Source organism: Streptomyces sp. NPDC051211 (assembly GCF_040689505.1).
In the GTDB taxonomy this organism is placed as follows: Bacteria; Actinomycetota; Actinomycetes; order Streptomycetales; family Streptomycetaceae; genus Streptomyces.
In genome coordinates, this window is record NZ_JBFBAV010000001.1 from 1 (window position 1) to 20864 (window position 20864).

The 20864-nt window shown below is 72.5% G+C and carries 22 protein-coding genes; 7 read left to right on the forward strand and 15 right to left on the reverse strand.

The genetic code is table 11. The features are described from left to right. Positions 1 to 669: 669 nt before the first annotated feature. From AB0447_RS00005 to AB0447_RS00015, 3 genes are all read left to right on the forward strand, one after another. Positions 670 to 1062: a nuclear transport factor 2 family protein gene (locus AB0447_RS00005; protein ID WP_366474102.1), complete on the forward strand. Its 393-nt coding sequence runs from the start codon at positions 670 to 672 to the stop codon at positions 1060 to 1062. A gap of 120 nt (positions 1063 to 1182) precedes the next feature. Continuing rightward, entirely contained in the window at positions 1183 to 2292 is a 1110-nt protein-coding gene (locus AB0447_RS00010) for an endonuclease/exonuclease/phosphatase family protein (RefSeq protein WP_366474103.1), read from the forward strand. A 100-nt stretch (positions 2293 to 2392) separates the two neighbouring features. Then, a complete protein-coding gene (locus tag AB0447_RS00015) occupies positions 2393 to 3124 on the forward strand; it encodes a peptidase E (protein ID WP_366474104.1) in 732 nt (243 codons plus the stop codon). A gap of 55 nt (positions 3125 to 3179) precedes the next feature. Here the strand turns inward: AB0447_RS00015 and AB0447_RS00020 are convergent, their stop codons facing one another. Both AB0447_RS00020 and AB0447_RS00025 read right to left on the reverse strand, forming a co-directional pair. After that, the gene (locus AB0447_RS00020) at positions 3180 to 4067 is read right to left on the reverse strand and encodes a polysaccharide deacetylase family protein (RefSeq protein ID WP_366474105.1); all 888 of its coding nucleotides are present in this window, start codon (positions 4065 to 4067) and stop codon (positions 3180 to 3182) included. Beyond that, on the reverse strand, positions 4067 to 5005 hold the full coding sequence (locus AB0447_RS00025; RefSeq protein WP_366474106.1) for a polysaccharide deacetylase family protein: 939 nt from the start codon (positions 5003 to 5005) through the stop codon (positions 4067 to 4069). The genes AB0447_RS00020 and AB0447_RS00025 overlap by 1 nt, the downstream gene beginning before the upstream one ends. A gap of 90 nt (positions 5006 to 5095) precedes the next feature. On the opposite strand from AB0447_RS00025, the gene AB0447_RS00030 reads away from it, so the two are divergent. After that, entirely contained in the window at positions 5096 to 6277 is a 1182-nt protein-coding gene (locus AB0447_RS00030; RefSeq protein WP_366474107.1) for a methyltransferase domain-containing protein, read from the forward strand. On the opposite strand, the gene AB0447_RS00035 is transcribed toward AB0447_RS00030, so the two are convergent. The 5 genes from AB0447_RS00035 to tsaB form a co-directional block, all read right to left on the reverse strand. Next, the gene (locus AB0447_RS00035; RefSeq protein ID WP_366474108.1) at positions 6246 to 6887 is read right to left on the reverse strand and encodes a hypothetical protein; all 642 of its coding nucleotides are present in this window, start codon (positions 6885 to 6887) and stop codon (positions 6246 to 6248) included. The genes AB0447_RS00030 and AB0447_RS00035 overlap by 32 nt on opposite strands. A gap of 87 nt (positions 6888 to 6974) precedes the next feature. Then, a complete protein-coding gene (locus AB0447_RS00040; protein WP_366474109.1) occupies positions 6975 to 7235 on the reverse strand; it encodes a hypothetical protein in 261 nt (86 codons plus the stop codon). Further along, the gene (tsaD, locus tag AB0447_RS00045; protein WP_366474110.1) at positions 7232 to 8365 is read right to left on the reverse strand and encodes a tRNA (adenosine(37)-N6)-threonylcarbamoyltransferase complex transferase subunit TsaD; all 1134 of its coding nucleotides are present in this window, start codon (positions 8363 to 8365) and stop codon (positions 7232 to 7234) included. Before tsaD ends, AB0447_RS00040 begins: the two co-directional genes overlap by 4 nt. After that, positions 8358 to 8897: a GNAT family N-acetyltransferase gene (locus tag AB0447_RS00050; protein WP_366474650.1), complete on the reverse strand. Its 540-nt coding sequence runs from the start codon at positions 8895 to 8897 to the stop codon at positions 8358 to 8360. The genes tsaD and AB0447_RS00050 overlap by 8 nt, the downstream gene beginning before the upstream one ends. Before the next feature lie 32 nt (positions 8898 to 8929). Next, positions 8930 to 9601, reverse strand: a complete 672-nt coding sequence (gene tsaB / locus AB0447_RS00055; RefSeq protein ID WP_366474111.1) for a tRNA (adenosine(37)-N6)-threonylcarbamoyltransferase complex dimerization subunit type 1 TsaB — start codon at positions 9599 to 9601, stop codon at positions 8930 to 8932. Between the two features lie 125 nt (positions 9602 to 9726). Between tsaB and AB0447_RS00060 the strand changes: the two genes are divergently transcribed. Continuing rightward, on the forward strand, positions 9727 to 10287 hold the full coding sequence (locus AB0447_RS00060) for a hypothetical protein (RefSeq protein WP_366474112.1): 561 nt from the start codon (positions 9727 to 9729) through the stop codon (positions 10285 to 10287). A 124-nt stretch (positions 10288 to 10411) separates the two neighbouring features. Here the strand turns inward: AB0447_RS00060 and AB0447_RS00065 are convergent, their stop codons facing one another. The 8 genes from AB0447_RS00065 to AB0447_RS00100 form a co-directional block, all read right to left on the reverse strand. Continuing rightward, positions 10412 to 10615 carry a hypothetical protein gene (locus AB0447_RS00065; RefSeq protein ID WP_366474113.1) on the reverse strand — a complete coding sequence of 68 codons (204 nt, stop codon included), beginning with the start codon at positions 10613 to 10615 and terminating at the stop codon, positions 10412 to 10414. 186 nt (positions 10616 to 10801) lie between these two features. After that, entirely contained in the window at positions 10802 to 11335 is a 534-nt protein-coding gene (gene tsaE / locus AB0447_RS00070) for a tRNA (adenosine(37)-N6)-threonylcarbamoyltransferase complex ATPase subunit type 1 TsaE (RefSeq protein WP_366474114.1), read from the reverse strand. Continuing rightward, positions 11307 to 12419 (reverse strand): alpha/beta hydrolase, encoded by a 1113-nt coding sequence (locus tag AB0447_RS00075; RefSeq protein ID WP_366474651.1) that lies wholly within the window; start codon positions 12417 to 12419, stop codon positions 11307 to 11309. Before AB0447_RS00075 ends, tsaE begins: the two co-directional genes overlap by 29 nt. Before the next feature lie 77 nt (positions 12420 to 12496). Continuing rightward, the gene (gene alr / locus AB0447_RS00080; protein ID WP_366474115.1) at positions 12497 to 13636 is read right to left on the reverse strand and encodes an alanine racemase; all 1140 of its coding nucleotides are present in this window, start codon (positions 13634 to 13636) and stop codon (positions 12497 to 12499) included. Positions 13637 to 13983: 347 nt separating this feature from the next. Continuing rightward, entirely contained in the window at positions 13984 to 15444 is a 1461-nt protein-coding gene (locus AB0447_RS00085; protein ID WP_366474116.1) for an NAD(P)H-hydrate dehydratase, read from the reverse strand. A gap of 4 nt (positions 15445 to 15448) precedes the next feature. Next, the gene (locus tag AB0447_RS00090; protein WP_366474117.1) at positions 15449 to 15817 is read right to left on the reverse strand and encodes a holo-ACP synthase; all 369 of its coding nucleotides are present in this window, start codon (positions 15815 to 15817) and stop codon (positions 15449 to 15451) included. Positions 15818 to 15846: 29 nt separating this feature from the next. Then, a complete protein-coding gene (gene glmS / locus AB0447_RS00095) occupies positions 15847 to 17694 on the reverse strand; it encodes a glutamine--fructose-6-phosphate transaminase (isomerizing) (protein WP_366474118.1) in 1848 nt (615 codons plus the stop codon). Between the two features lie 117 nt (positions 17695 to 17811). After that, positions 17812 to 18585, reverse strand: coding sequence for a hypothetical protein (locus AB0447_RS00100; protein WP_366474119.1), 774 nt, complete (start codon positions 18583 to 18585; stop codon positions 17812 to 17814). Between the two features lie 276 nt (positions 18586 to 18861). Here AB0447_RS00100 and coaA point away from each other — a divergent pair, with 276 nt between their 5' ends. Continuing rightward, positions 18862 to 19863 carry a type I pantothenate kinase gene (gene coaA / locus AB0447_RS00105; protein ID WP_366474120.1) on the forward strand — a complete coding sequence of 334 codons (1002 nt, stop codon included), beginning with the start codon at positions 18862 to 18864 and terminating at the stop codon, positions 19861 to 19863. 16 nt (positions 19864 to 19879) lie between these two features. Then, the gene (locus tag AB0447_RS00110) at positions 19880 to 20842 is read left to right on the forward strand and encodes a DUF389 domain-containing protein (protein ID WP_366474121.1); all 963 of its coding nucleotides are present in this window, start codon (positions 19880 to 19882) and stop codon (positions 20840 to 20842) included. Positions 20843 to 20864: the final 22 nt, after the last annotated feature.

Below are 20864 nucleotides of genomic sequence, written 5' to 3' on the forward strand. Positions count from 1 at the left end.
CTTCGGTCGCGTCGCTTCGCGATGTCGCTGCGCTCCACCCTTGACCGCCCGGCCGGCCCCGGAAAGACAAGGACTGTCGGGAAGCCCCGAAGGAATGGCATGGAGGGACAGGACCCCATGCGGCCCCGCCAGGGAGGTCGGGCGGCGGCTGCCGCCCGACCGGCCGCCCTGACGGGCGGACAGCTCCGATTCACCGAAGCCAGACCCGGGCAGCAGGCCCAGAGCCCCGGGGGGGCTCCGATTCACCGAAGCCAGACCCGGGCAGCAGGCCCAGAGCCCCGGGCAGGCTCCGATTCACCGAAGCCGGACCCGGGCAGCAGGCCCGGAGCCCTGGGCGCGCCAGATCGCTACGCGCTCCTCTCGGCATAGCGTCACCAGACCGTCTGGGGCCGGGCATAAGCCGCCCCACCGCCCATCACGGTGCAGGCCGTCAGGCGACCGACGGACCGGCCGTGGTGGCGGAGGTGGCGGAGGCCGGGGAGGTGATGCGGGCGGGTGCGAGTCACCAGGGGGAGCCGGGGAGCCTGGTCGGGCGGGAGCGGGCGGAGACGCGGGGCGCGCGTGGCGAGCGGGTGAGTGGTCTGGTGTCGGCGGCAGCAGGGCGTGCTCCGGTGGGTACGGTCGCGCAATGCGGAGCCTGCCCGTGGGCTCGCGCCGTAGGAGGCGCTGATGACCGATCACCCACACCTCGCCGTGTTTCGCCGCGTGATGGATGCCTTCTCGGCGGGTGACATGGATGCGCTGGCGGAAGGCTTCCACCCCGATGTGGTCTGGCACATCGGCGGCAGGAATCAGCTGGCAGGAGATCACCGAGGACGCGAGGCCACGTTCGCCCTGTTCGGCCGGGAGGCCCAGCTGACGGGCGGTACGTACCGTCCACGGCTCCACGACGTACTCGCCAACGATGACCACACGGTCGCCCTGCTCCATGTGACGGCGTCACGTGAAGGCAAGGAACTCGACATGGACTACGCCATCGTCTTCCACATCAGGGACGGGAGGATCACCGAGGGGTGGGTGCTGGCCACTGATCCGCCCGCGTACGACGCGTTCTGGTCGTGACCGTCGGAAACGGCGCATCGGCCGCCCGGACTACAGCTGGATCGCCACATCCCACAGGTCGCCATAGGTTTCGCCGAAGATGCGGGCTTTCGCCCGCTTTTCGCCGAAAGGTCTCCCTGCATGATGCGCCGTTTCCTCACATCCGCCCTGTGCACGGTCCTGCTGCTCGCACCAGGGTCGTTCACCGCGGCCTCCGCAGCCGAGCCCTCAGCCCCTTTGCGGGTCCTGACCCGCAACCTCTACCTGGGTGCCGATCTCGCGCCCGTCCTCGCCGCCACCAGCCAAGAGACGCTCGTCCAGGCGGTGACCACGGTGTACGCGAACGTTCAGGCGACGGACTTTCCCGAGCGTGCCGAGGCGCTGGCCGACGAGATCGCCGACAGCGACCCCCACCTCGTGGGCCTTCAGGAAGCCGTGCTGTGGCTCAGCCAGACGCCCGCCGGACCGGGCCGTGCCACCCACGTCGAGTACGACTTCCTGCAGATCCTCCTCGACGAGCTCGCCTCCCGGGGCAAGCACTACGAGGCCGTGGCCAGCGTCACCGTAGGCAGCGACTTCGAGGCCCCGCGGGCCCTGCCCGGCGGCGGCCTGCAGGACATCCGGCTGACCGACCGCGACGTGCTCCTGGCCCGCACCGACCTGCCCGCCCGTGCGTTCTCCGTGGACAACGCGCAGTCCGGCGTGTTCCAGAACCACGTGGAAATCTGCCGGCCGGCGTTCGGCTGCCCGGACGTCACCGCTCCCCTCCGGATCCGACGCGGCTGGGTCGCCGCCGACGCCACCGTGCGCGGCCGCACCGCCCGGGTGGTCAGCACCCATCTGGAGCCCTCCTCTCCCGCGGTCCAGGAAGCACAGGCCGGCGAACTGCTCGCCGGCCCGCTGGACACCAAACTCCCCACCGTGCTCCTCGGCGACCTCAACTCGGCCGCCGGCGGAGTCGGCGCAACACCGGGGACCAACACCCAGACCTACAACCGCCTCCTGGCCGCCGGCTTCACCGATGCGTGGACCGCCACCCGGGGCCGAGACCCCGGCTTCACCTGCTGCCAGGCCGCCAACCTGCGGAACGCGGCCTCGAGCCTCACGCAGCGCATCGACTACGTGCTCTTCCGCGGCAAGGTCACCGCACTGAAAACGGATCGAGTGGGCGCCGAACAGGCCGACCGCACCCCGTCGGGCCTGTGGCCCTCCGACCATGCCGGTGTCAGGAGCGTGCTCAAGCTGCGTTGAGCGACCGCCCCGCCCGCCCGGTAGCTCGGAACGGGATGCCGGGCGGGTGACTCCACAAGTACCTCGTGGTCGAGGCCGTTGGGCCAATAGGATCACCGGTATGACTGCCTCAGAGCCCACGATTCTCGCCACTTCCGGTGGGCACCGCGCGGGAGGCCGGACCATGGTGTCGTTCGGCGGATTGGTGCATCACGCCGTCGAACTGTCGGGGGTCCACGGCCGCCGTCCCCGGGTCATGTACGTCGGCACGGCCATCGGCGACGCCGAACACTTCACCGCACGCATGCACGAGGCCGGCCGGGTGGCCGGGTTCGATCTGACGCCCCTGCAGCTCTTTCCGATGCCCAACCTCGATGACGTGGAGGGCACGGTTCTCGAGCAGGACGTGATCTGGGTGATGGGCGGCTCGGTGGCGAACCTCTTGGCCGTGTGGCGGGTCCACGGGCTCGACGACGTCTTCCGCCGCGCCTGGGAGGCGGGCGTCGTGCTCAGCGGAGTCAGCGCGGGATCGATCTGCTGGTTCAGGGGTGGCACGACCGACTCCTTCGGACCCGAGCTGCGGCCCCTCACCAACGCCCTGGGCCTCCTGCCGTACGGCAACGGAGTGCACTACGACACCGACGCGGGCCGGCGCCCTCTGGTCCACCGGCTGGTGGCCGACGGCACCCTGCCCGAGACCCACTGCTCCGACGACGGAGTGGGCCTGGTCTACCGCGGGACCAAGCTGGTCGAAGCCGTCACGGAAGTGCCCGGCAAGGGGGCATACGTCGTCGCGCGCCAAGGCGATTCCGCCGTCGAGGAACGCATCGAGCCGCGCCCGTTGTTCCGTTGAGGGTTCCTTCTCGGGCTGCGCCGCCGCCACGGCCGGGCCGTCGTCGCCCGGTGGCCTACAGGTAGTCCTCCAAGCGGCCTATTTTGAAGCCCTGTTCCTGGATCTTCTGCAGCATGCGGATGGTCATCTGCGTCTCCGTCGAGCCCTTCAGCTCCGACGGGCCACGGAAGTGGGCCAGGATGATGTCGCCGGGCTTGAGGGCGGAGCCCTCCGCGTACTGGAGGTTGCGTATCTGCATCGACGCCCGCCACAGGACCACCGCCTCCGCACCGCAGTCCTTGGCCGCGCGGAGGGTGTTGTCGTTGTAGTTGCCGTACGGCGGGCGGAACAGGCGGGGGCGGGTACCGAAGCGGGTCGTCAGGCGGGCCTGCTGGCCGCATATCTGGGCCTTCTGGGCCTCGTACGACAGGGTCCGCATGTTGGGGTGGGTCAGCGTGTGGTTGTGGATGACGCTGCCGTTGCCCAGGTCGCGGAGCTTCGCGAAGTAGTCGTAGCCCCCGGAGGCGACGCTGTCGGTGAGGAACATGCTGATCGGCAGTTCGAGGTCGGCCGCCAGCTTCAGGAACTCGGGATCGCGTTCGGCCCCGTCGTCGAAGGTGAGGAAGACCGTCTTCTCCCCCGCCGGCACGGGTATTCGGTCCACGACCGGCACCCGCCCGGGCCCTGCCTTCGGCAGCGGCGGCCGGTGCGCCGGCTTCGACGCGAACTCCACCGGCCGGGACAGGCCCCAGCGTTTGTACGCCTCCGAGGACGGCGACGGTTTCGCAGACACGGACCCGGAGGAGGCGGACGGGGGCGGGGAGGTCGGGCCGTCGCCCTGGACCTCCTCCGTCGCCTTCCGGCCGAGCCGTTCGATGGGTTCCACGCTGTCCCCGCACGCCGCCAGGGAGAGCGCGAGCGCGCCGGCCGCCAGGATTCCGGCCGTCAGCCGGCGCGCGCTCATCACAGGTAGTCCTCCAGGCGGGCCACGGCGTATCCCTTCGCCGTGACGGTCTTCATCACCTGACGGATCATGTCAGGCATGGTTCCCTTCCAGTCCTCCCGCCCCCGGAAGTGCGTGAGGATGATGTCGCCGGGGTGCAGGTCCCGGTCCCATTCGCGGTAGTCCATCTTGTCCGGGAAGGCCTCGGCGTTCCACAGCGGAACGTGCTTGATCCCGCAGGACTTGGCCGCGCGCAGGGTGTCCTCGTTGTAGTTGCCGTACGGCGGGCGGAACACGGTGGGCCGCTTGCCGAACTCCTTCTGGATCGTCGCCTGCTGCCCGCAGATCTCCTGCCGCTGCTTCTCGTACGAGAGGGCCGGCATGTAGCGGTGGTTGAGGGAGTGGTTGTTGAGGGTGACGCCGGCCGCCTGCATCTTCTTGAAGTACGGGTAGTTGTCCCGCACCAGGTAGTCGCTGAGGAAGGCGGTGTACGGGATGTCGAGCTCCTGCATCATCCTCAGGAACTCGGGGTCCTTCTCCGCACCGTCGTCGACCGTCAGGAAGACGACCTTCTCCTCGGTGGGGATGGTGGTGAACACCGGCGGGAGGCCCTCGTGGTCCTCGACCTCGAACCCTTCACGGGTCTCGATCTCGGGCTTTTCCTTCGGTGCCGCCGGGGCGATCAGCGGGGTCTTGGCCAGTCCCCACTTCTTGACGGCGGCGAGCCGGGCCAGTTCCTTCTGCTTGCGCTGGGCCGCCGGGTTGACGGGCGCGCCGCCTGCGCCGGCCTCGCTGCCCGCCTTGAGCTTGTCGTGCTTGCCCGGCTGCTTGTCCGTGTCGCCGGATCCGCAGGCGGTGCCGAGGGCGGCGACCAGCAGCGCGGCCAGCGCCACCCCGAACCGGCCGCGCGAACCGACGATCCGATGGGTCTTTTGTTCCTTTTTTCCTACTAGCTGCATAGCTGGGCATATTGTCAGCCCGCCGCGCCGCTCCTCGGACGACACCTCGACCGGATCCGCACCTTCCACCGGCTGGCGCACAATGAGCCGGTGAACCAGCACGATTTCGCCGCCCTCCTCACCCCCGAGGGCCGCGCCCTCCTCGACTCGCTGCGCGACTACGACCCCTCCCAGGAGCTCGCCGTCGCCACCCGGCTGCGCCGAGACCACCCGGCCGGACTAGTCTCCGCGGCCCTGGGACAGGCCCGGCTGCGGCAGCGCGCGGTGGCGAAGTTCGGTGCCGAGGACGCGTACCGGATGTTCTTCACGCCCGGCGGGGTCGAGATGGCCACCCGGGCGAGCGTGGCCGCGTACCGCGCCGAGCGGCTGTCCGCGCTCGGCGTGCGCAGCCTGGCCGACCTGTGCTGCGGCATCGGCGGGGACGCGATCGCGCTCGCCCGGGCCGGCATCCGGGTGCTGGCCGTGGACCGCGATCCGCTGACCGCCGACGTGGCCCGGGCCAATGCCGAGGCGCTGGGGCTGGAGGGACTGATCGAGGTCCGCGAGGCGGATGTGACGGAGGTCGGGACGGACGGCTACGACGCCGTCTTCCTGGATCCGGCGCGGCGCGGCGGACGCGGCCGGACCTTCGATCCGGAGGCGTACTCGCCGCCACTGTCCTGGGCCGTCCAGGCCGCCCACAGGGCGCGGTACGCAGCCATCAAGATCGCCCCCGGTATCCCGCACGAGGCCGTCCCGGCCGAGGCGGAGGCGGAGTGGATCTCCGACCAGGGGGACGTGAAGGAAGCGGTGCTCTGGTTCGGGACGGCGCCCGGGGCGGTCCGCGCGACCCTGCTGCCCGGCCCGCACTCGCTCTGCCCCGAGGTCCCGCTGCCCGATCCCGAGCCCGGCCCGGTCGGCCGCTACCTGTACGAGCCCGACGGCGCCGTCATCCGGGCCCACCTGGTCGCCGAGGTCGCGGCCGCGCTCGACGGCCGGCTGATCGACCCGACCATCGCCTACATCACCGCCGACGAGCTCCGCCCGACCCCGTACGCCACCGCGTACGAGATCACCGATGTGCTCCCCTTCAACCTGAAGAAGCTCAAGGCGCTGCTGCGCGAGCGCGAGGTGGGGGTGCTGACCGTGAAGAAGCGCGGTTCGGCGATCGAGCCGGAGGAACTCCGCAGGAAGGTCAAGCCTCAGGGCCGGAACGCGGCAACGGTCATCCTCACCCGGGTGGCCGGGGCGCCGTCCATGCTCATCGGCTCGCCCGCCGGCCCGGCCCGGTGAAGGCGCGCAGCGCCCAGCGGTAGTGGGCGGCGGCCTTCCCGGCGCCCAGCAGCCCGGTGATCCAGAGGATCATGCCGAGGCCGATGTAGTAGGCGACCTCGCCGTACGTGTCCCCGTCCGGCCGGGCCGAGGCCGCCGACCCGAAGGACACCCACAGGCCGGCCGCGCACAGCCCGAAGGAGCTCAGCAGCCAGCCCAGGCTGCGGCCCGGGGCGCGCAGCCGGGCCTCCGCCGCCGGGTCGTTGCCCGCCGGCTCCGAGTCGGCCCAGGCGCAGAGGAGTTGCCGCACCTCGCGGTCCCGCCGGGCGCCCCAGGCGAACCAGAACCCGGCCGGCACCAGCACGCCGAACCCGAGGGCGGCGAAGGCCCCGCCGATCAGGAGGCCGAGGCCGTCGCCCTGCTCGAAGGACATCAGGGCCATGCCGAGGAAGGACCAGCCGAAGGCGAAGACCGCGGCCGCCGACCACAGCAGCAGCAGCCGGGTGAGCCCCAGGCTGTGCCGCGCCAACTCCGTCAGGAACCGGGCCCGGTCGTCCTGCAGGACGGCCGCGTCGTGCCATGCGCGCAGGTGCGCGGGCGGCGGTGGGGGCGGCAGGTGACGGCGAGGCATGCGCATGACGATAGCCGGAGCCCCGTCCAGGACCGCCGGACTCCCCCACGACGGCGTCATGTTGCGGACTCTCGTGACCGCGTCGGCCTAGGAGACCGCCTCGAAGCGCCAGCGGTGGACCGGGCGGGTGATCAGGTCCGGTGCGGGTTCCGGGAGTTCGGGCAGTTCCGCCGTGATGGAGTCCGCCTCCCACCAGGTGATGACGAGGACCCGGTCCTGCGGGGCGCGGAACACCTCGCGGCGCACCGGCTCGCTCGCCAGGACCCGCGAACGGGCCCATTCGAGCAGTTCGTTGCCCCGCCCGTCGACGGCCCGGGCCTCCCACATCAGCGCGACCGTGATGCTCATGAGTAGAGGTTGTCCTTGCTCGACTCGTGGACGTGGTCGTGCCCGTGCGAGCTCCCGTGCCCGTGGCCGTGCCCGTGCCCGTGCGAGGTGCCCGGCACGTGCGGGTCGGTGACCGGCAGGGAGGAGTCCGCGGACAGGTCCCAGTCCGAGGCCGGCCGGTTCCGGGCGACCATCTCCGCGCCCAGCGCCGCCACCATCGCCCCGTTGTCCGTGCACAGCTTGGGACGCGGCACCCGCAGGACGATCCCGGCGTCGTCGCAGCGCTCCTGCGCCAGCGCGCGCAGCCGGGAGTTCGCCGCCACCCCGCCGCCGATCATCAGGTGGTCGACGCCCTCGTCCTTGCAGGCCCGGATGGCCTTGCGGGTGAGGACGTCCACCACGGCTTCCTGGAAGGACGCGGCCACGTCCCGCACCGGCACGTCCTCCCCCGCGTTGCGCTTCGCCTCGATCCAGCGGGCCACGGCCGTCTTCAGCCCGGAGAAGGAGAAGTCGTACGCCGCGTCGCGCGGCCCGGTCAGCCCGCGCGGGAAGTGGATGGCGGCCGGGTCGCCCTCCTTGGCGAGCCGGTCGATCACCGGGCCGCCGGGGAAGCCCAGGTTCAGCACCCGCGCGATCTTGTCGAAGGCCTCGCCGGCCGCGTCGTCGATGGTCGCGCCGAGCGGCCGTACGTCGGAGGTGATGTCCGGTGCCAGCAGCAGCGAGGAGTGTCCGCCGGACACCAGCAGGGCCATCGTCGGTTCGGGCAGCGGCCCGTGCTCCAGCTGGTCCACGCAGATGTGCGAGGCCAGGTGGTTCACCCCGTAGAGCGGCTTGCCCAGCGCGTACGCGTAGGCCTTGGCCGCCGAGGTGCCGACCAGCAGGGCGCCGGCCAGGCCGGGGCCGGCCGTGACCGCGATGCCGTCCAGGTCGCGGGCGGAGACCCCGGCTTCCGCCAGGGCCCGCTCGATGGTCGGAACCATCGCCTCCAGGTGGGCGCGGGAGGCGACCTCGGGGACCACGCCCCCGAAGCGCGCGTGCTCGTCGACGCTCGACGCGACCGCGTCCGCGAGCAGCGTGGTGCCGCGGACGATGCCGACGCCGGTCTCGTCGCAGGAGGTCTCGATGCCGAGGACGAGGGGTTCGTCAGCCATGGTTCTCACTTCGTACGGAGCCTTCGGGGCTCACAGAGCTTGCGGGGTCGGAAAGGCGCATGACGAGCGCGTCGACGTTGCCGGGCTGGTAGTAGCCGCGCCGGAAGCCGATCGCCTCGAAGCCGAAGCGCTCGTAGAGCTTCTGGGCGCGGGTGTTGTCCACCCGCACCTCCAGCAGCACCTCGGCGCATTCGAAGGCGGTGGCGGCGCGCAGCAGGTCGGTGAGCAGCCGGGCGCCGAGCCCGGTCCCCCACTGGTCGCGGGCGGCCGCGATGGTCTGTACGTCGCCCAGGTCGCCGGCGGCGGCCAGTCCGGCGTAGCCGACGATGCGGCCCGCGCCCGCCCCGGCGCCCGTGGCGGGGCCGTTGCCGGGGCTGCTGTCGGGAACCGTCTCCGCCACCACGTAGCGGCGGGTGGCCCGGGGGCCGCGCGCGTGGGCCAGTTCGGACCAGAACATGCCGGCGGACCAGGCGTCCTCGGGGAACAGCTCGTGCTCCAGTTCCAGCACGGGCTCGATGTCCCACCACCGCATCTCGCGCAGCACGACGGCCTCGGTGGACACGGTCACTGGGGGGTGACCACCTTGTAGTTCTTGGGGACCTGCGCGTCGGGCCGGCGCAGGTAGAGCGGGGTCGGCGGGAGGAAGCCGGGGGATTCGTCGCCGGCCGCGAGCCGTTCCGCGGCGAGGGAGGCGAGGGCCGCCGCCGACTGGTGTTCGGGGCCGCGCGCGTCCGGGAAGACCTCGGGGTAGAGCAGTGCGCCCGCACCCACCGCGGGCAGCCCGGCGACCTGCTCGGCGATGTCGGCCGGCCGGTCCACGGCGGGCTCGCCGACGCGGGTGCGCGGGTCCTCGTACCGCGCCCAGTAGACCTCCTTGCGGCGTGCGTCGGTGGCGACGACGAAGGGGCCTTCGAGGCCGGCGGACCCGGCGGCGTACGCGAGGCCGTCGAGGGTGCACAGCCCGTGCACGGGGACGCCGAGCGCGGAGGCGAAGGCGGCGGCGGTGACCAGGCCGACGCGCAGCCCGGTGTAGGGGCCGGGGCCGGTGCCCACGACGATGCCGGTCACGGCGTCGAGCTTCAGGCCGGCCTCGGCGAGGACCGCGTCGACGGCGGGCAGCAGGAGCTCCCCGTGGCGCCGGGCGTCGACCTGGCTGGACTCGGCGAGGACGGATTCGCCGTCGTGGAGGGCGACGGTGACGGCGGGCGTGGCGGTATCTACTGCGAGCAAGAGCACGCGAACAGCCTACGACTCCCGGGACGGCGGCCGCCTGCGCCCGTTGCGGCCCGATCCTTCACGCCCCGGCTGCTACCGTCGACCCAGGATTGGATCAGGGGAAGCACCGGGGAAGGTGGAGCAAGGTGGCACGCAGCAGCTCGGGAATCGTGGCCGGGCTCACGGCGGCGGCGATCGCCGTGGTCGGCTTCCTCGCCTACCAGGCCTCGGCGAGTGCGCCGGAGCGGCCGGCCGCGCAGGCCCGGCAGCCCGCGAACACGCCGGCGAGCCAGTCCACCGCTCCGCAGGACCCGGCGAAGCCGGCCGCGGTCCCGGAGAACTCGGGCGTCGGCAAGCGGGTCGTCTACTCGGTGGGCCAGAAGCGGGTGTGGCTGGTGGAGACCACGGCCGGGGCCCAGCCCCGCACGTTCACGGTGATGCCGAGCACGGTGCACCCGAAGCCGGGCAGCTATGCGGTCGGCTCGCGCTCGGGTTCGGTGACCGGTTCGGACGGGGTGCCGATCGAGCACGTCGTACGGTTCACCAACAAGGACGGCGTGGTGATCGGTTTCAGCGCCCGGGTGGACGGGTCCCTGCCGGAGCCGGACGCGCGGAAGAAGACCGGCGGCATCCGCATGACGCGTGCCGACGGTGACGCGATGTGGGCGTTCGCGACGGTCAACTCGAAGGTCGTCGTCGTCCCTTAGACCCCGTGGGACCCGTGGGCCCCGCGCGTCGCTCAGGTCCCGCATCCCGCCCGTTTCCCCCACCGCGCCACCTTCACCCGTACGGAGGACGAGGCGCCGTACGAGGACAGGACACCCGGCCGGCTCAGGCCGCCGCGGGCTCCTCCCCGGTCTCGCCGCCCCCGCCGTCTTCGCCGTCCTCGTGCTGCTCCGACTTCGGTGGTGTGGAGACCGCCGTGGCCGCCGCGCAGGAGGCGAGCAGCGCCTGCATGGTCAGGCCGAAGGGGACGAGGGCGGGGCCGGTCTGACGGGGCGCGTCTCCCCGCTCTGCTGCCGACATGGCCGACATGGCTGCCTCCTGCATCCGGATACGCCGAAGTTAGGTAGCCCTAACCGGTGCTCGATACCATGTCATCACGCTGCCCGGCACCCGCGCAATATCTTGCCGACGCAATGTCGGTACGTTTCGGCGCGGCCGACCCGCCGGCCAGCCCGCCGGTCGACGGGCGAGTCGGCCCACAGGCCCGCCCGCAGGTCAGACCGCGGGCTCGGTCAGCGTCTTGAGCTGCGCCGCGTCCCAGCGGGCGCCGACGCCGCGCACCGAGACCTCCCGGACGTCGTCGAGCACCTCCTCGTGGCCCACCGCCCGCGCGATGACCACGTGCAGCCGGTCCTCCGACAGGTCCTCGACCTTGCCGTCGCCCCACTCGACCACGACCACCGATTCGGGCAGCGACACGTCGAGGTCCAGGTCCTCCATCTCGTCCAGGCCGCCGCCGAGCCGGTACGCGTCCACGTGCACCAGCGGCGGGCCACCGACCAGCGACGGATGGACCCGGGCGATCACGAAGGTCGGCGAGGTCACGGCCCCGCGCACGCCCAGGCCCTCGCCCAGGCCCCGGGTCAGCGTGGTCTTGCCCGCGCCGAGCTCGCCGGTCAGCAGCACGAGGTCGCCGGGGCGCAGCAGAGCGGCGATCCGGCGGCCCAGGTCCTGCATCCGCTCGGGCGAATCGACGGTGACGGCGACAGCGGCGGCGGTCTCAGCCGCCTGGGTGTGCGGTGCTTCCATAGGAGCCAACGGTAGTGGCTCCGGGCACCGCACCGCTGCGCGCCAGCAGGTCGAGCAGCAGACCGGTGACGGTCTCCGGGTGCTCCAGCATCAGCAGGTGGCCGGCGTTCTCCAGCACCACCAGCTCGGCGTCCGGGAGTTCGGCCTTGATGTCCTCGCTGTGCTCGGGCGGGGTGACCATGTCCTTGTCGCCGGCGATCACGGTCACCGGGAGCCCCACGAACTGCTGCAGGGCGGCCGTCTTGTCGTGGGCCGCGAACGCCGGGTAGAACTCGGCGACCACGTCGATGGGCGTGGCCTCGATGAGCCGCTCCGCGAAGCGCGCCACGCCCGGGTCCACGTCCCGGGAGCCGAAGGAGTACCGCTTGATCATGCCGGCGAAGAGGTCGGCGGTGGCCCGGCGGCCCTTCTCCACCAGCTCCACCTGCGAGCCGAGCGCCCGCAGCACGCCCGGCAGCACGCGGCGCACCGCGGTCATGCCGACCGAGGGGAGTCCGTACGTGACCTCGTCGAGCCGGCCGCTGGAGGTGCCGGCCAGCAGCACGGCGCGCACCCGGTCCCGGAGCAGCTCCGGGAACTGCTCGGCCAGCGCCATGATCGTCATACCGCCCATGGAGTGGCCGACGAGGACGAGCGGGCCCTCGGGGGCGGCTGCGTCGATGACGGCCTTCAGATCGCGGCCGAGCTGGTCGATGGTGACGGGCTCGCCGTCGGCCTGGGCCAGGCCGCGGTCGGACAGGCCGTGGCTTCGCTGGTCCCAGTAGACGCTGCGGACGACGCCCCGGAGCGCGGCCCGCTGGAAATGCCAGGAGTCCTGGCTGAGGCAGTAGCCGTGGCAGAAGACGACGGTCACCGCGGTTGCGGACGCGTTGCGGCGCAGCGGGCGGCGGCGTCGGGTGTCCGCGGGCAGTTCGTCGACCTCGTAGTGGAGCTCGGTGCCGTCCTCGGCGCGGGTGGTGCCCTCCAGGCCGCGCAGCGAACCGTAGGGGCCGGCCGCGTCCAGGGCCACCCGGGCCTTCATCCGCATGCCACGGCCCACCGTGAGCCGCTCGACCGCGACTCCGGCGGCCGCGCCCGCGGCCATGACGCCGATCGCGGCCCCTGCCCAGCCGGCCTTCCGCCAGTTCTCGCCCACGCCGCCCGTCCTCACTCGGCCGCCAGTCAGCCGTTGCGGTACACCCGGGGCACCCGCCCCCCGATACGGGTGACGATCTCATACGCAATCGTGTCTGCCGCTTGAGCCCAGTCCTCGGCGGTGGGTTCGCCGTGCTCGCCGGTCCCGAACAGAACGGCCTCGTCGCCGGGCCGCACACCGTGCTCGCCCGGCCCCAGATCGACCACGAACTGGTCCATGGCCACCCGCCCGGCGGCGGTCCTGATCTTCCCGCCGACCAGGACCGGGCCGCGCCCGGAGGCGTGCCGGGGGATCCCGTCGGCGTAGCCGGCCGGAATCAGCGCGAGGCTGGTTTCGGCGGTGGTGGTGTAGTGGTGTCCGTAGCTGACGCCGTGTCCGGCCGGCACGTTCTTCACCAGGGCCACCGAGGCCTTGAGGGTCATGGCGGGGCGCAGGCCGAGCTGGGCGGGGGTGCCGAGTTCGGGGGCGGGGGACACGCCGTAGACGGCGAGGCCGGGACGGACGAGGTCGAAGTGGCTCTCGGGGAGGGTCAGGGTCGCGGGCGAGTTCGCGATGTGCCGGACCTCGGGCTCCGCTCCCTCCTTCTCGGCGTACTCGACCATGTCCCGGAAGGCGCCGAGCTGGAGCTGGATGGACGGATGGCCGGGCTCGTCCGCGCACGCGAAGTGCGACCAGAGGCCGGTGATCCTGACGGTGCCCTCCGCCTGGGCGGCGACGGCCGCGCCGACGAGCTCGGCCCAGTCGGCCGGCTGGCAGCCGTTCCGGCCGAGGCCGGTGTCGGCCTTCAGGTGGATCCTGGCCGTGCGCCCGGCCGCGCGGGCGGCTTCCCGCACCGCGTCCAGGGCCCACACACCACTGACCGAGACGTCGACATCCGCCTCGACGGCCTCCCGCCAGGGCCCGCCGGGGGTCCACAGCCAGCACATGATCCGGCCGTCGACACCGGCCGCACGCAGCTCCAGGGCCTCCTGGGGCGTGGCGGTCCCGAGCCAGGAGGCGCCGGCCTCCCGGGCCGCACGGGCGCAGGGGACGGCCCCGTGCCCGTAAGCGTCTGCCTTGACGACGGCCATCAGCTCGGCCCGGGGCGCCCGGTCGCGCAGAGCGCGCACGTTCCCCCGTACGGCGTCAAGATCGATCTCGGCGTGTACGCGCGGTGTCTCGTTCATCCCGGTCAGTCTCTCAGACACCCTTCCCCCCACGCCCCCGAAGCGCCCACCCCCACCGGTGGCCAGCACTTTCCCCACCAGGCCTGTGTCACCTCAGCCACCGGCCCACCGCCGCTTGAGGCCCCGCCTCCACCCGGCCACCCCACTCACCCGCCAAGGCCGGCGCCCCCTCCCAGCCCCACCGCCGCCCGGCCACCCCACCCACCCGCCGGGGTCGGAGCCCCACCCAGCCCCGCCAGCGTTTGAGGCGCGGGGGGCCGGGGGCGGAGCCCCCGAACGGGTCCGGGGCGGAGCCCCGGGGGCCCGGGGGCGGAGCCCCCGGTTACGGGAAGGGGCGGGGTGGGGGATCAGCCCCGCAGGGCCCCAGCACCCCCACCCCCACCCAGCCCCCGCCAAACCCCCGGCACCGCCAACGCCACCTCGTACGCGGTAACGGGCGCCCCCGCAGCCGCGCCACCCCCACCCCCGCCCCGGCCCCTGCCCCCCAAAAACCCGGCAGCCGCAAACCCCGCCAACCCGTGCAGATACGCCCCCACAGCCCCCGCATCCCGCGCCCCCACCCCCGCCGCGAGCAGCCCGCCCACCAGCCCCGACAGCACATCCCCGCTCCCGGCCGTCGCCAGCCACGGCGTCCCCGTCGGGTTGACCCGGACCGCGCCGCCCCCCGGCCCGCACACCAGCGTCGTCGACCCCTTCAGCAGCACCGTCGCCCCGAACCGCTCCGCCAGCTCCCGCACCGCCGCCAGCCGGCCCCGCTCGACCTCGTCCCGCGACACGCCGAGCAGCGCCGCCGCCTCCCCCGCGTGCGGGGTCAGCAGGGTCTCGGCGGTCCGGGCCCGGACCGCCTCCGGGGTGAGCCCGCGCAGCCCGTCCGCGTCGATCAGCAGCGGGACGTCCCCCGCAGGCAGCCGCACCGGCCCGCTGCCCAGCCCGGGCCCGAGCACCCACGCCTGTACCCGGCCCTCGCCGATCAGCACCTCGGGGTACCGGGCCAGCACCGCCTCCGCCGCCGGCCCGACGTACCGCACCGCGCCCGCACCGCCCCGCAGCGCACCCGCCACGGTGAGCACGGCCGCGCCCGGGTACTGCGCCGAGCCGGCGACCAGGCCGACGACCCCGCGCCGGTACTTGTCGCTCGCGGCGGTGGGTGCGGGCAGCAGCCGCCGCACGTCCTCGTCCTCCAGCGCCTCCACGGCCGGTTCCCCCGGCAGCTCCAGCCCGATGTCCACCAGGCGCACCTCGCCCGCCCTGGACGCCCCGGGATCGATCAGCAGGCCCGGCTTGTACGCGCCGAAGGTCACGGTGAGTTCGGCGGTGGCGGCCCGTCCCGCCAGCTCGCCGGTGTCCGCGTCCACCCCGCTGGGCAGGTCCACGGCCACCACGGGCACGCCGGCCGGAACGCCGTCCACCAGCGCGGCCGCCGCTTCCCGCAGCCCGCCCCGCCCGCCGATGCCCAGCAGACCGTCCAGGACCAGGTCCACGCGGTCCGGGATCCGGTCCGCGATCCGCCCGCCGGCCCGCCGCAGCGCGGCGAGCCCGCCCGGATGCATCCGCTCCGGGTCCATCGGTACGGCCCACACCCCGGCCCCGCGCCGGGCCAGCCGGGCCCCCGCGTACAGCGCGTCGCCCCCGTTGTCCCCGGGCCCCACCAGCAGGACCACCCGGGATCCGGAGACCCGTCCCAGCCGCTTCGCGCACACGGCGGCCAGTCCGGCCGCCGCGCGCTGCATCAGGGCGCCGTCCGGCAGCCGGGCCATCAGCTCGCGCTCGGCGGCCCGTACGGTCTCCACGCTGTAGGCAGTACGCATGGGGTCAGCCTTCCGCGATCACCACCGCCGACGCCACCCCGGCGTCGTGGCTGAGCGAGATGTGCCAGGTGGCCACGCCCAGTTCCTCGGCCCGGGCCGCGACCGTGCCGTGCACCCGCAGCCGGGGCCGGCCGCTGTCCTCGACGTACACCTCGGCGTCCGTCCACAGCAGGCCGGCCGGTGCGCCCAGCGCCTTGGCGAGGGCCTCCTTCGCGGCGAACCGTGCGGCGAGCGAGGCGATTCCGCGCCGCTCGCCGCTGGGCAGCATCAACTCGGTGTCGACGAACAGCCGTCGCGCCATGCCGGGCGTCCGCTCCAGCGCGGCCTCGAACCGGTCGATCTCCGCAACGTCGATCCCCACGCCGATAATCACAACAACCCCAAGTCCCTCTTCGACTAGACCTATTCCACGGTCACGGACTTGGCGAGATTACGCGGCTGGTCCACCTCGTTGCCCCGCGCCGTGGCCAGCTCGCAGGCGAAGACCTGGAGCGGGACCGTGGCCACCAGCGGCTGCAGCAGGGTGGGCGTGGCGGGGATGCGGATCAGGTGGTCGGCGTACGGGACCACCGCCTCGTCGCCCTCCTCCGCGATCACGATGGTCCGCGCGCCCCGCGCCCTGATCTCCTGGATGTTGGACACGATCTTGTCGTGCAGGACGGACCGGCCGCGCGGCGACGGTACGACCACCACCACCGGCAGGTCCTGCTCGATCAGCGCGATCGGCCCGTGCTTCAGCTCCCCCGCCGCGAAGCCCTCGGCGTGCATGTACGCCAGCTCCTTCAGCTTCAGCGCACCCTCCAGGGCCACCGGGTAGCCGACGTGCCGGCCCAGGAACAGCACGGTGTCCTTCGCGGACAGCGACCGGGCCAGCGCCCGCACCGGCTCCATCGTCTCCAGGACCACGTCCACGGCCTGTGCGATGTCCGACAGTTCACGGATCACCGCCTGGATCTCGTCGCCCCACTTGGTGCCCCGCACCTGCCCGAGGTACAGCGCGACCAGATAGCAGGCGACGAGCTGCGTCAGGAACGCCTTCGTGGAGGCGACGGCGACCTCCGGCCCGGCGTGCGTGTACAGCACCGCGTCCGATTCCCGCGGAATGGTGGAGCCGTTGGTGTTGCAGATGGCCAGCACCTTGGCGCCCTGCTCGCGCGCGTGCCGGAGCGCCATCAGGGTGTCCATCGTCTCGCCGGACTGCGAGATCGCCACCACCAGGGTGCGCTGGTCCAGGATCGGGTCCCGGTAGCGGAACTCGCTGGCGAGCTCCGTCTCGCAGGGGATCCTGGTCCAGTGCTCGATCGCCAGCTTCGCGATCATGCCCGCGTGGTAGGCCGTACCGCACGCCACGATCACGACCTTGTCGACCTCCCTGAGCACCGAGGCGGGGATGCGCACCTCGTCCAGGGTCAGCGAGCCGCTCCCGTCGATCCGGCCCAGCAGGGTGTCGGCGACGGCCTTCGGCTGCTCGGCGATCTCCTTGAGCATGAAGTAGTCGTAGCCGCCCTTCTCGGCCGCCGAGGCGTCCCAGTCCACGTGGTACGCCCGCACCTCCGCCGGCGTGCCGTCGAAGTTGGTCACCGTCACCCCGTCGCGGCGGAGCTCGACGACCTGGTCCTGCCCCAGCTCGATCGCGGACCGGGTGTGGGCGATGAACGCGGCCACGTCCGAGGCGAGGAAGTTCTCGCCCTCCCCGACGCCCACCACCAGGGGGGAGTTCCGGCGGGCCCCCACGACCACGTCCGGCTCGTCGGCGTGCACGGCGACCAGCGTGAACGCCCCGTCCAGACGCCGGCAGACCTGCCGCATCGCCTCGGGCAGGTCCCCCGTCGAGGAGAACAGCTCCCCGAGCAGGTGCGAGACGACCTCGGTGTCCGTCTCCGACTCCAGCCGGTGCCCACGCTCCGTCAGCTCGGCGCGCAGCGCGGCGAAGTTCTCGATGATGCCGTTGTGGACGACCGCGACCCGCCCCGAATTGTCCAGGTGCGGATGGGCGTTGGCATCGGTCGGCCCGCCGTGGGTCGCCCACCGGGTGTGCCCGATCCCGGTCGACCCGGCCGGCAGCGGCCGGGAGACCAGCTCCTTCTCCAGATTGACCAGCTTGCCGGCCTTCTTGGCGGCGGCCAGCCCGCCGTCGGCGAGGACGGCGACCCCGGCCGAGTCGTAGCCGCGGTACTCCAGCCGCTTGAGTCCGGCGATGACCACATCGAGCGCAGACTGCGCTCCCACGTAACCCACAATTCCGCACATAGGCCGCAGCGTACGCCGCGGAGCGCCTCCTGCCGGGTACCCGAACGGACGAAAAACCCCGCTCCGGCGAATACGCCGGAGCGGGGTTGACGTTCGTCGGCCGTGACGGCCGCGGCCTCAGCCGAGCTTCTTCACCTGGGCCTCGACGACGGCCTTCGGCTGCTCGGCCGTGCCGGTCAGGCTCAGCGAGGAGAAGGTGGCCAGGGTGTTGCCCTTGCGGACCGCCACCAGCTGGGTGGTCAGCTTCTCGCCGTCCGCGTCGCCGACCACGGTGTAGGCGAGCGACTCGTCGCCGGCGGTGACCGCCGCGCCCGGGGCCACGCTGGTCATCTTGGTGGTCTCGCCCGCCTGGGTGGCGGAGTAGCCGCCGGCGCAGGCGGTGCCCGCGGTCTTCAGGGAGGCGAAGGCCTCCTCCGCGCCCTTGCCGTCGTACGAGGTGAGGGTGACGGCGGTGGCGGTGGAGCCGAGCGCGCCCATCGCGGCCGCCAGCTTCTCCTCGTCCGTGGCGTTGGGGCCCGGGGCCTTCGGGTTGGCGACGATCTTGGTGCGGGCCGCGCCGGCCGGGGTGCCGATCGCGGCGAAGGCCTGCGCCTGGACGAGGACCTTGCACTCGGCCTTGTCGCTGGTGGCAGCGGCACCGGCGGCGGCCTCGGCCTTCGTGGCCTCCTTGACGGTGTGGTCGGCCACGTCGCCCTGGACCACGATCAGCTTGGCCAGCTCGGCGTCCGTCTTGGCCTTGGCCGCCGGGGCCTCGGCCACCGCCGACGAGGAGGCCTTGGCGTCGGTCTTCGGCGCGTCCTTGCCGGAGTCCGAACCGCAGGCGGTGGCCAGCAGGGCCAGGGACACGGCGGAGGCGGTCATGACGGAACGGCGGACCAGGGTGCTGCGCATACGGGTTTTCCCCCCAGAGGAACATGCGGATGAAGGCCGGCCGGGCCGCCCGGGCCGCAAGGGACGGGCGCACACACGCAGCCGAAGCTGTTGATCAATGTACGTGGGCAGCTCGGCCGCGCGCCGCCGAATAACGCGATCGTGACGACCGTGATACCGGCCCTCCCCCCAATCGAGATCAAGAACTGCACAACCATCCGGAACCGGCCGTTCACGCCCCGCCCACGTGACCGACCCCACCACCCACAATCCAGCCGGAGCGCCGACAATGGCGGTGTGATCACTTCGCCGCCACGAAGCGCACCCGGCAACCGGCACCGCACTGCCGATGTCTCGCCGTACGTCGACCTCACCCGCGCCGAGTGGAGCGCACTGCGCGAACGGACCCCGCTGCCGTTGACCGCCGAGGAGGTGGAGCGGCTGCGCGGCCTCGGCGACGTCATCGACCTGGACGAGGTCCGGGACGTGTACCTGCCGCTGTCCCGGCTGCTCAATCTGTACGTGGGCGCCACCAGCAGCCTGCGCGGCGCGCTGAACACCTTCCTCGGCGACGCCGGCAACGGCCACGGCGCGCAGACCGGCACCCCCTTCGTGATAGGCGTGGCCGGCTCGGTGGCCGTCGGCAAGTCCACCGTGGCCCGTCTGCTGCAGGCCCTGCTGGCCCGCTGGCCCGAGCACCCGCGGGTGGAGCTGGTCACCACCGACGGGTTCCTCTACCCGATGAAGGAGCTCCAGGAGCGCGGGCTGCTGTCCCGCAAGGGCTTCCCGGAGTCGTACGACCGGCGCGCGCTCACCCGCTTCGTCGCGGACATCAAGTCCGGGAAGGACGAGGTCACCGCCCCCGTCTACTCGCACCTCATCTACGACATCGTGCCGGGCGAGCAGCTGGTGGTGCGCCGCCCGGACATCCTGATCGTGGAGGGGCTCAACGTCCTCCAGCCGGCCCTGCCCGGCAAGGACGGCCGGACCAGGGTCGGGCTGGCCGACTACTTCGACTTCAGCGTGTACGTGGACGCGCGCCCCGAGGACATCGAGCGCTGGTACCTGAACCGGTTCCGGAAGCTGCGCGAGACCGCGTTCCAGAATCCTTTCTCCTACTTCCGGAAGTACACCCAGGTCTCCGAGGAGGAGGCCATGGAGTACGCGCAGACCATGTGGCGCACGATCAACCGCCCCAACCTGCTGGAAAACGTGGCCCCCACCCGCGGCCGGGCCAACCTGGTCGTCCGAAAGGGCCCGGACCACAAGGTGCAGAAGCTGAGCCTGCGCAAGCTCTAGCGTTTACAGTGCGTCAATGCTGCATCTGCGGATGATCACCCCGCCCGACCGGACGGAGGCGGTGGTCGCGGCCGTCGAGTCGACGGTCGGCACCACCCATCTGGTGGTGCTGCCCGGCGCCGCCCGGGACCCTCGGGGGGACCTGGTCCTCTGCGACGTCGCCCGGGAAGCCGGTGACGAGCTGTTGCACGAGCTGCGGCAGCTCGGGATCGACAAGGACGGCTCGATCGCCGTCGAGAACATCGACCTGTCGCTGTCGAAACGCGCCGAAGAGGCCGAGGAGGAGGCTCCCGGCGAGCCCGCGGACGCGGTGGTGTGGGAGCAGCTCGCCGAGTCTACCCACGAGGAGTCCACCCTCACCATCACCTACGCCGCGTTCATGATCATCGCGACGATGATCGCGGCCTGCGGTGTGGTGCTGGACAATGCGGTCCTGATCGTGGGCGCGATGGCGGTCGGTCCCGAGTTCGGACCGCTCGCCGGGGTCTGCACCGGGCTGGTGCAGCGCGCGCCCAGGCTCGCCACGCGCTCGCTCGCGGCCCTGCTGATCGGCTTCGCCGCTGCGATCATCGCCACCACCGTGTTCAGCCTGGTGATGGACGCGCTGGGTCTGTTCAGCCAGGCCCAGCTCGACAATCCGCGCCCGAACACCAGCTTCATCTGGCAGCCGGACCCGTTCTCCTTCGTCGTCGCGATGCTGGCCGGCGCCGCCGGGATGCTCTCGTTGACCTCGGCGAAAGCCGGAGCGCTGGTCGGCGTGGCCATCTCGGTGACCACCGTCCCGGCGGCCGCGAACGCCGCCGTGGCCCTCAGCTACGGCGAGTACGGGCAGATGTGGGGTTCGGCGAACCAGCTGCTGCTGAACCTGGGCGGCATCATGCTCGCCGGGGTGCTGACCCTGTACGCGTGGAAGCTGCTGTGGCGCACCCAGCGCCACCGCTGGAAGCGCGTACTCCCCGGGCGCGAGGGACCGCTCTGATCCCTGGCACCGGGGGAGTTCA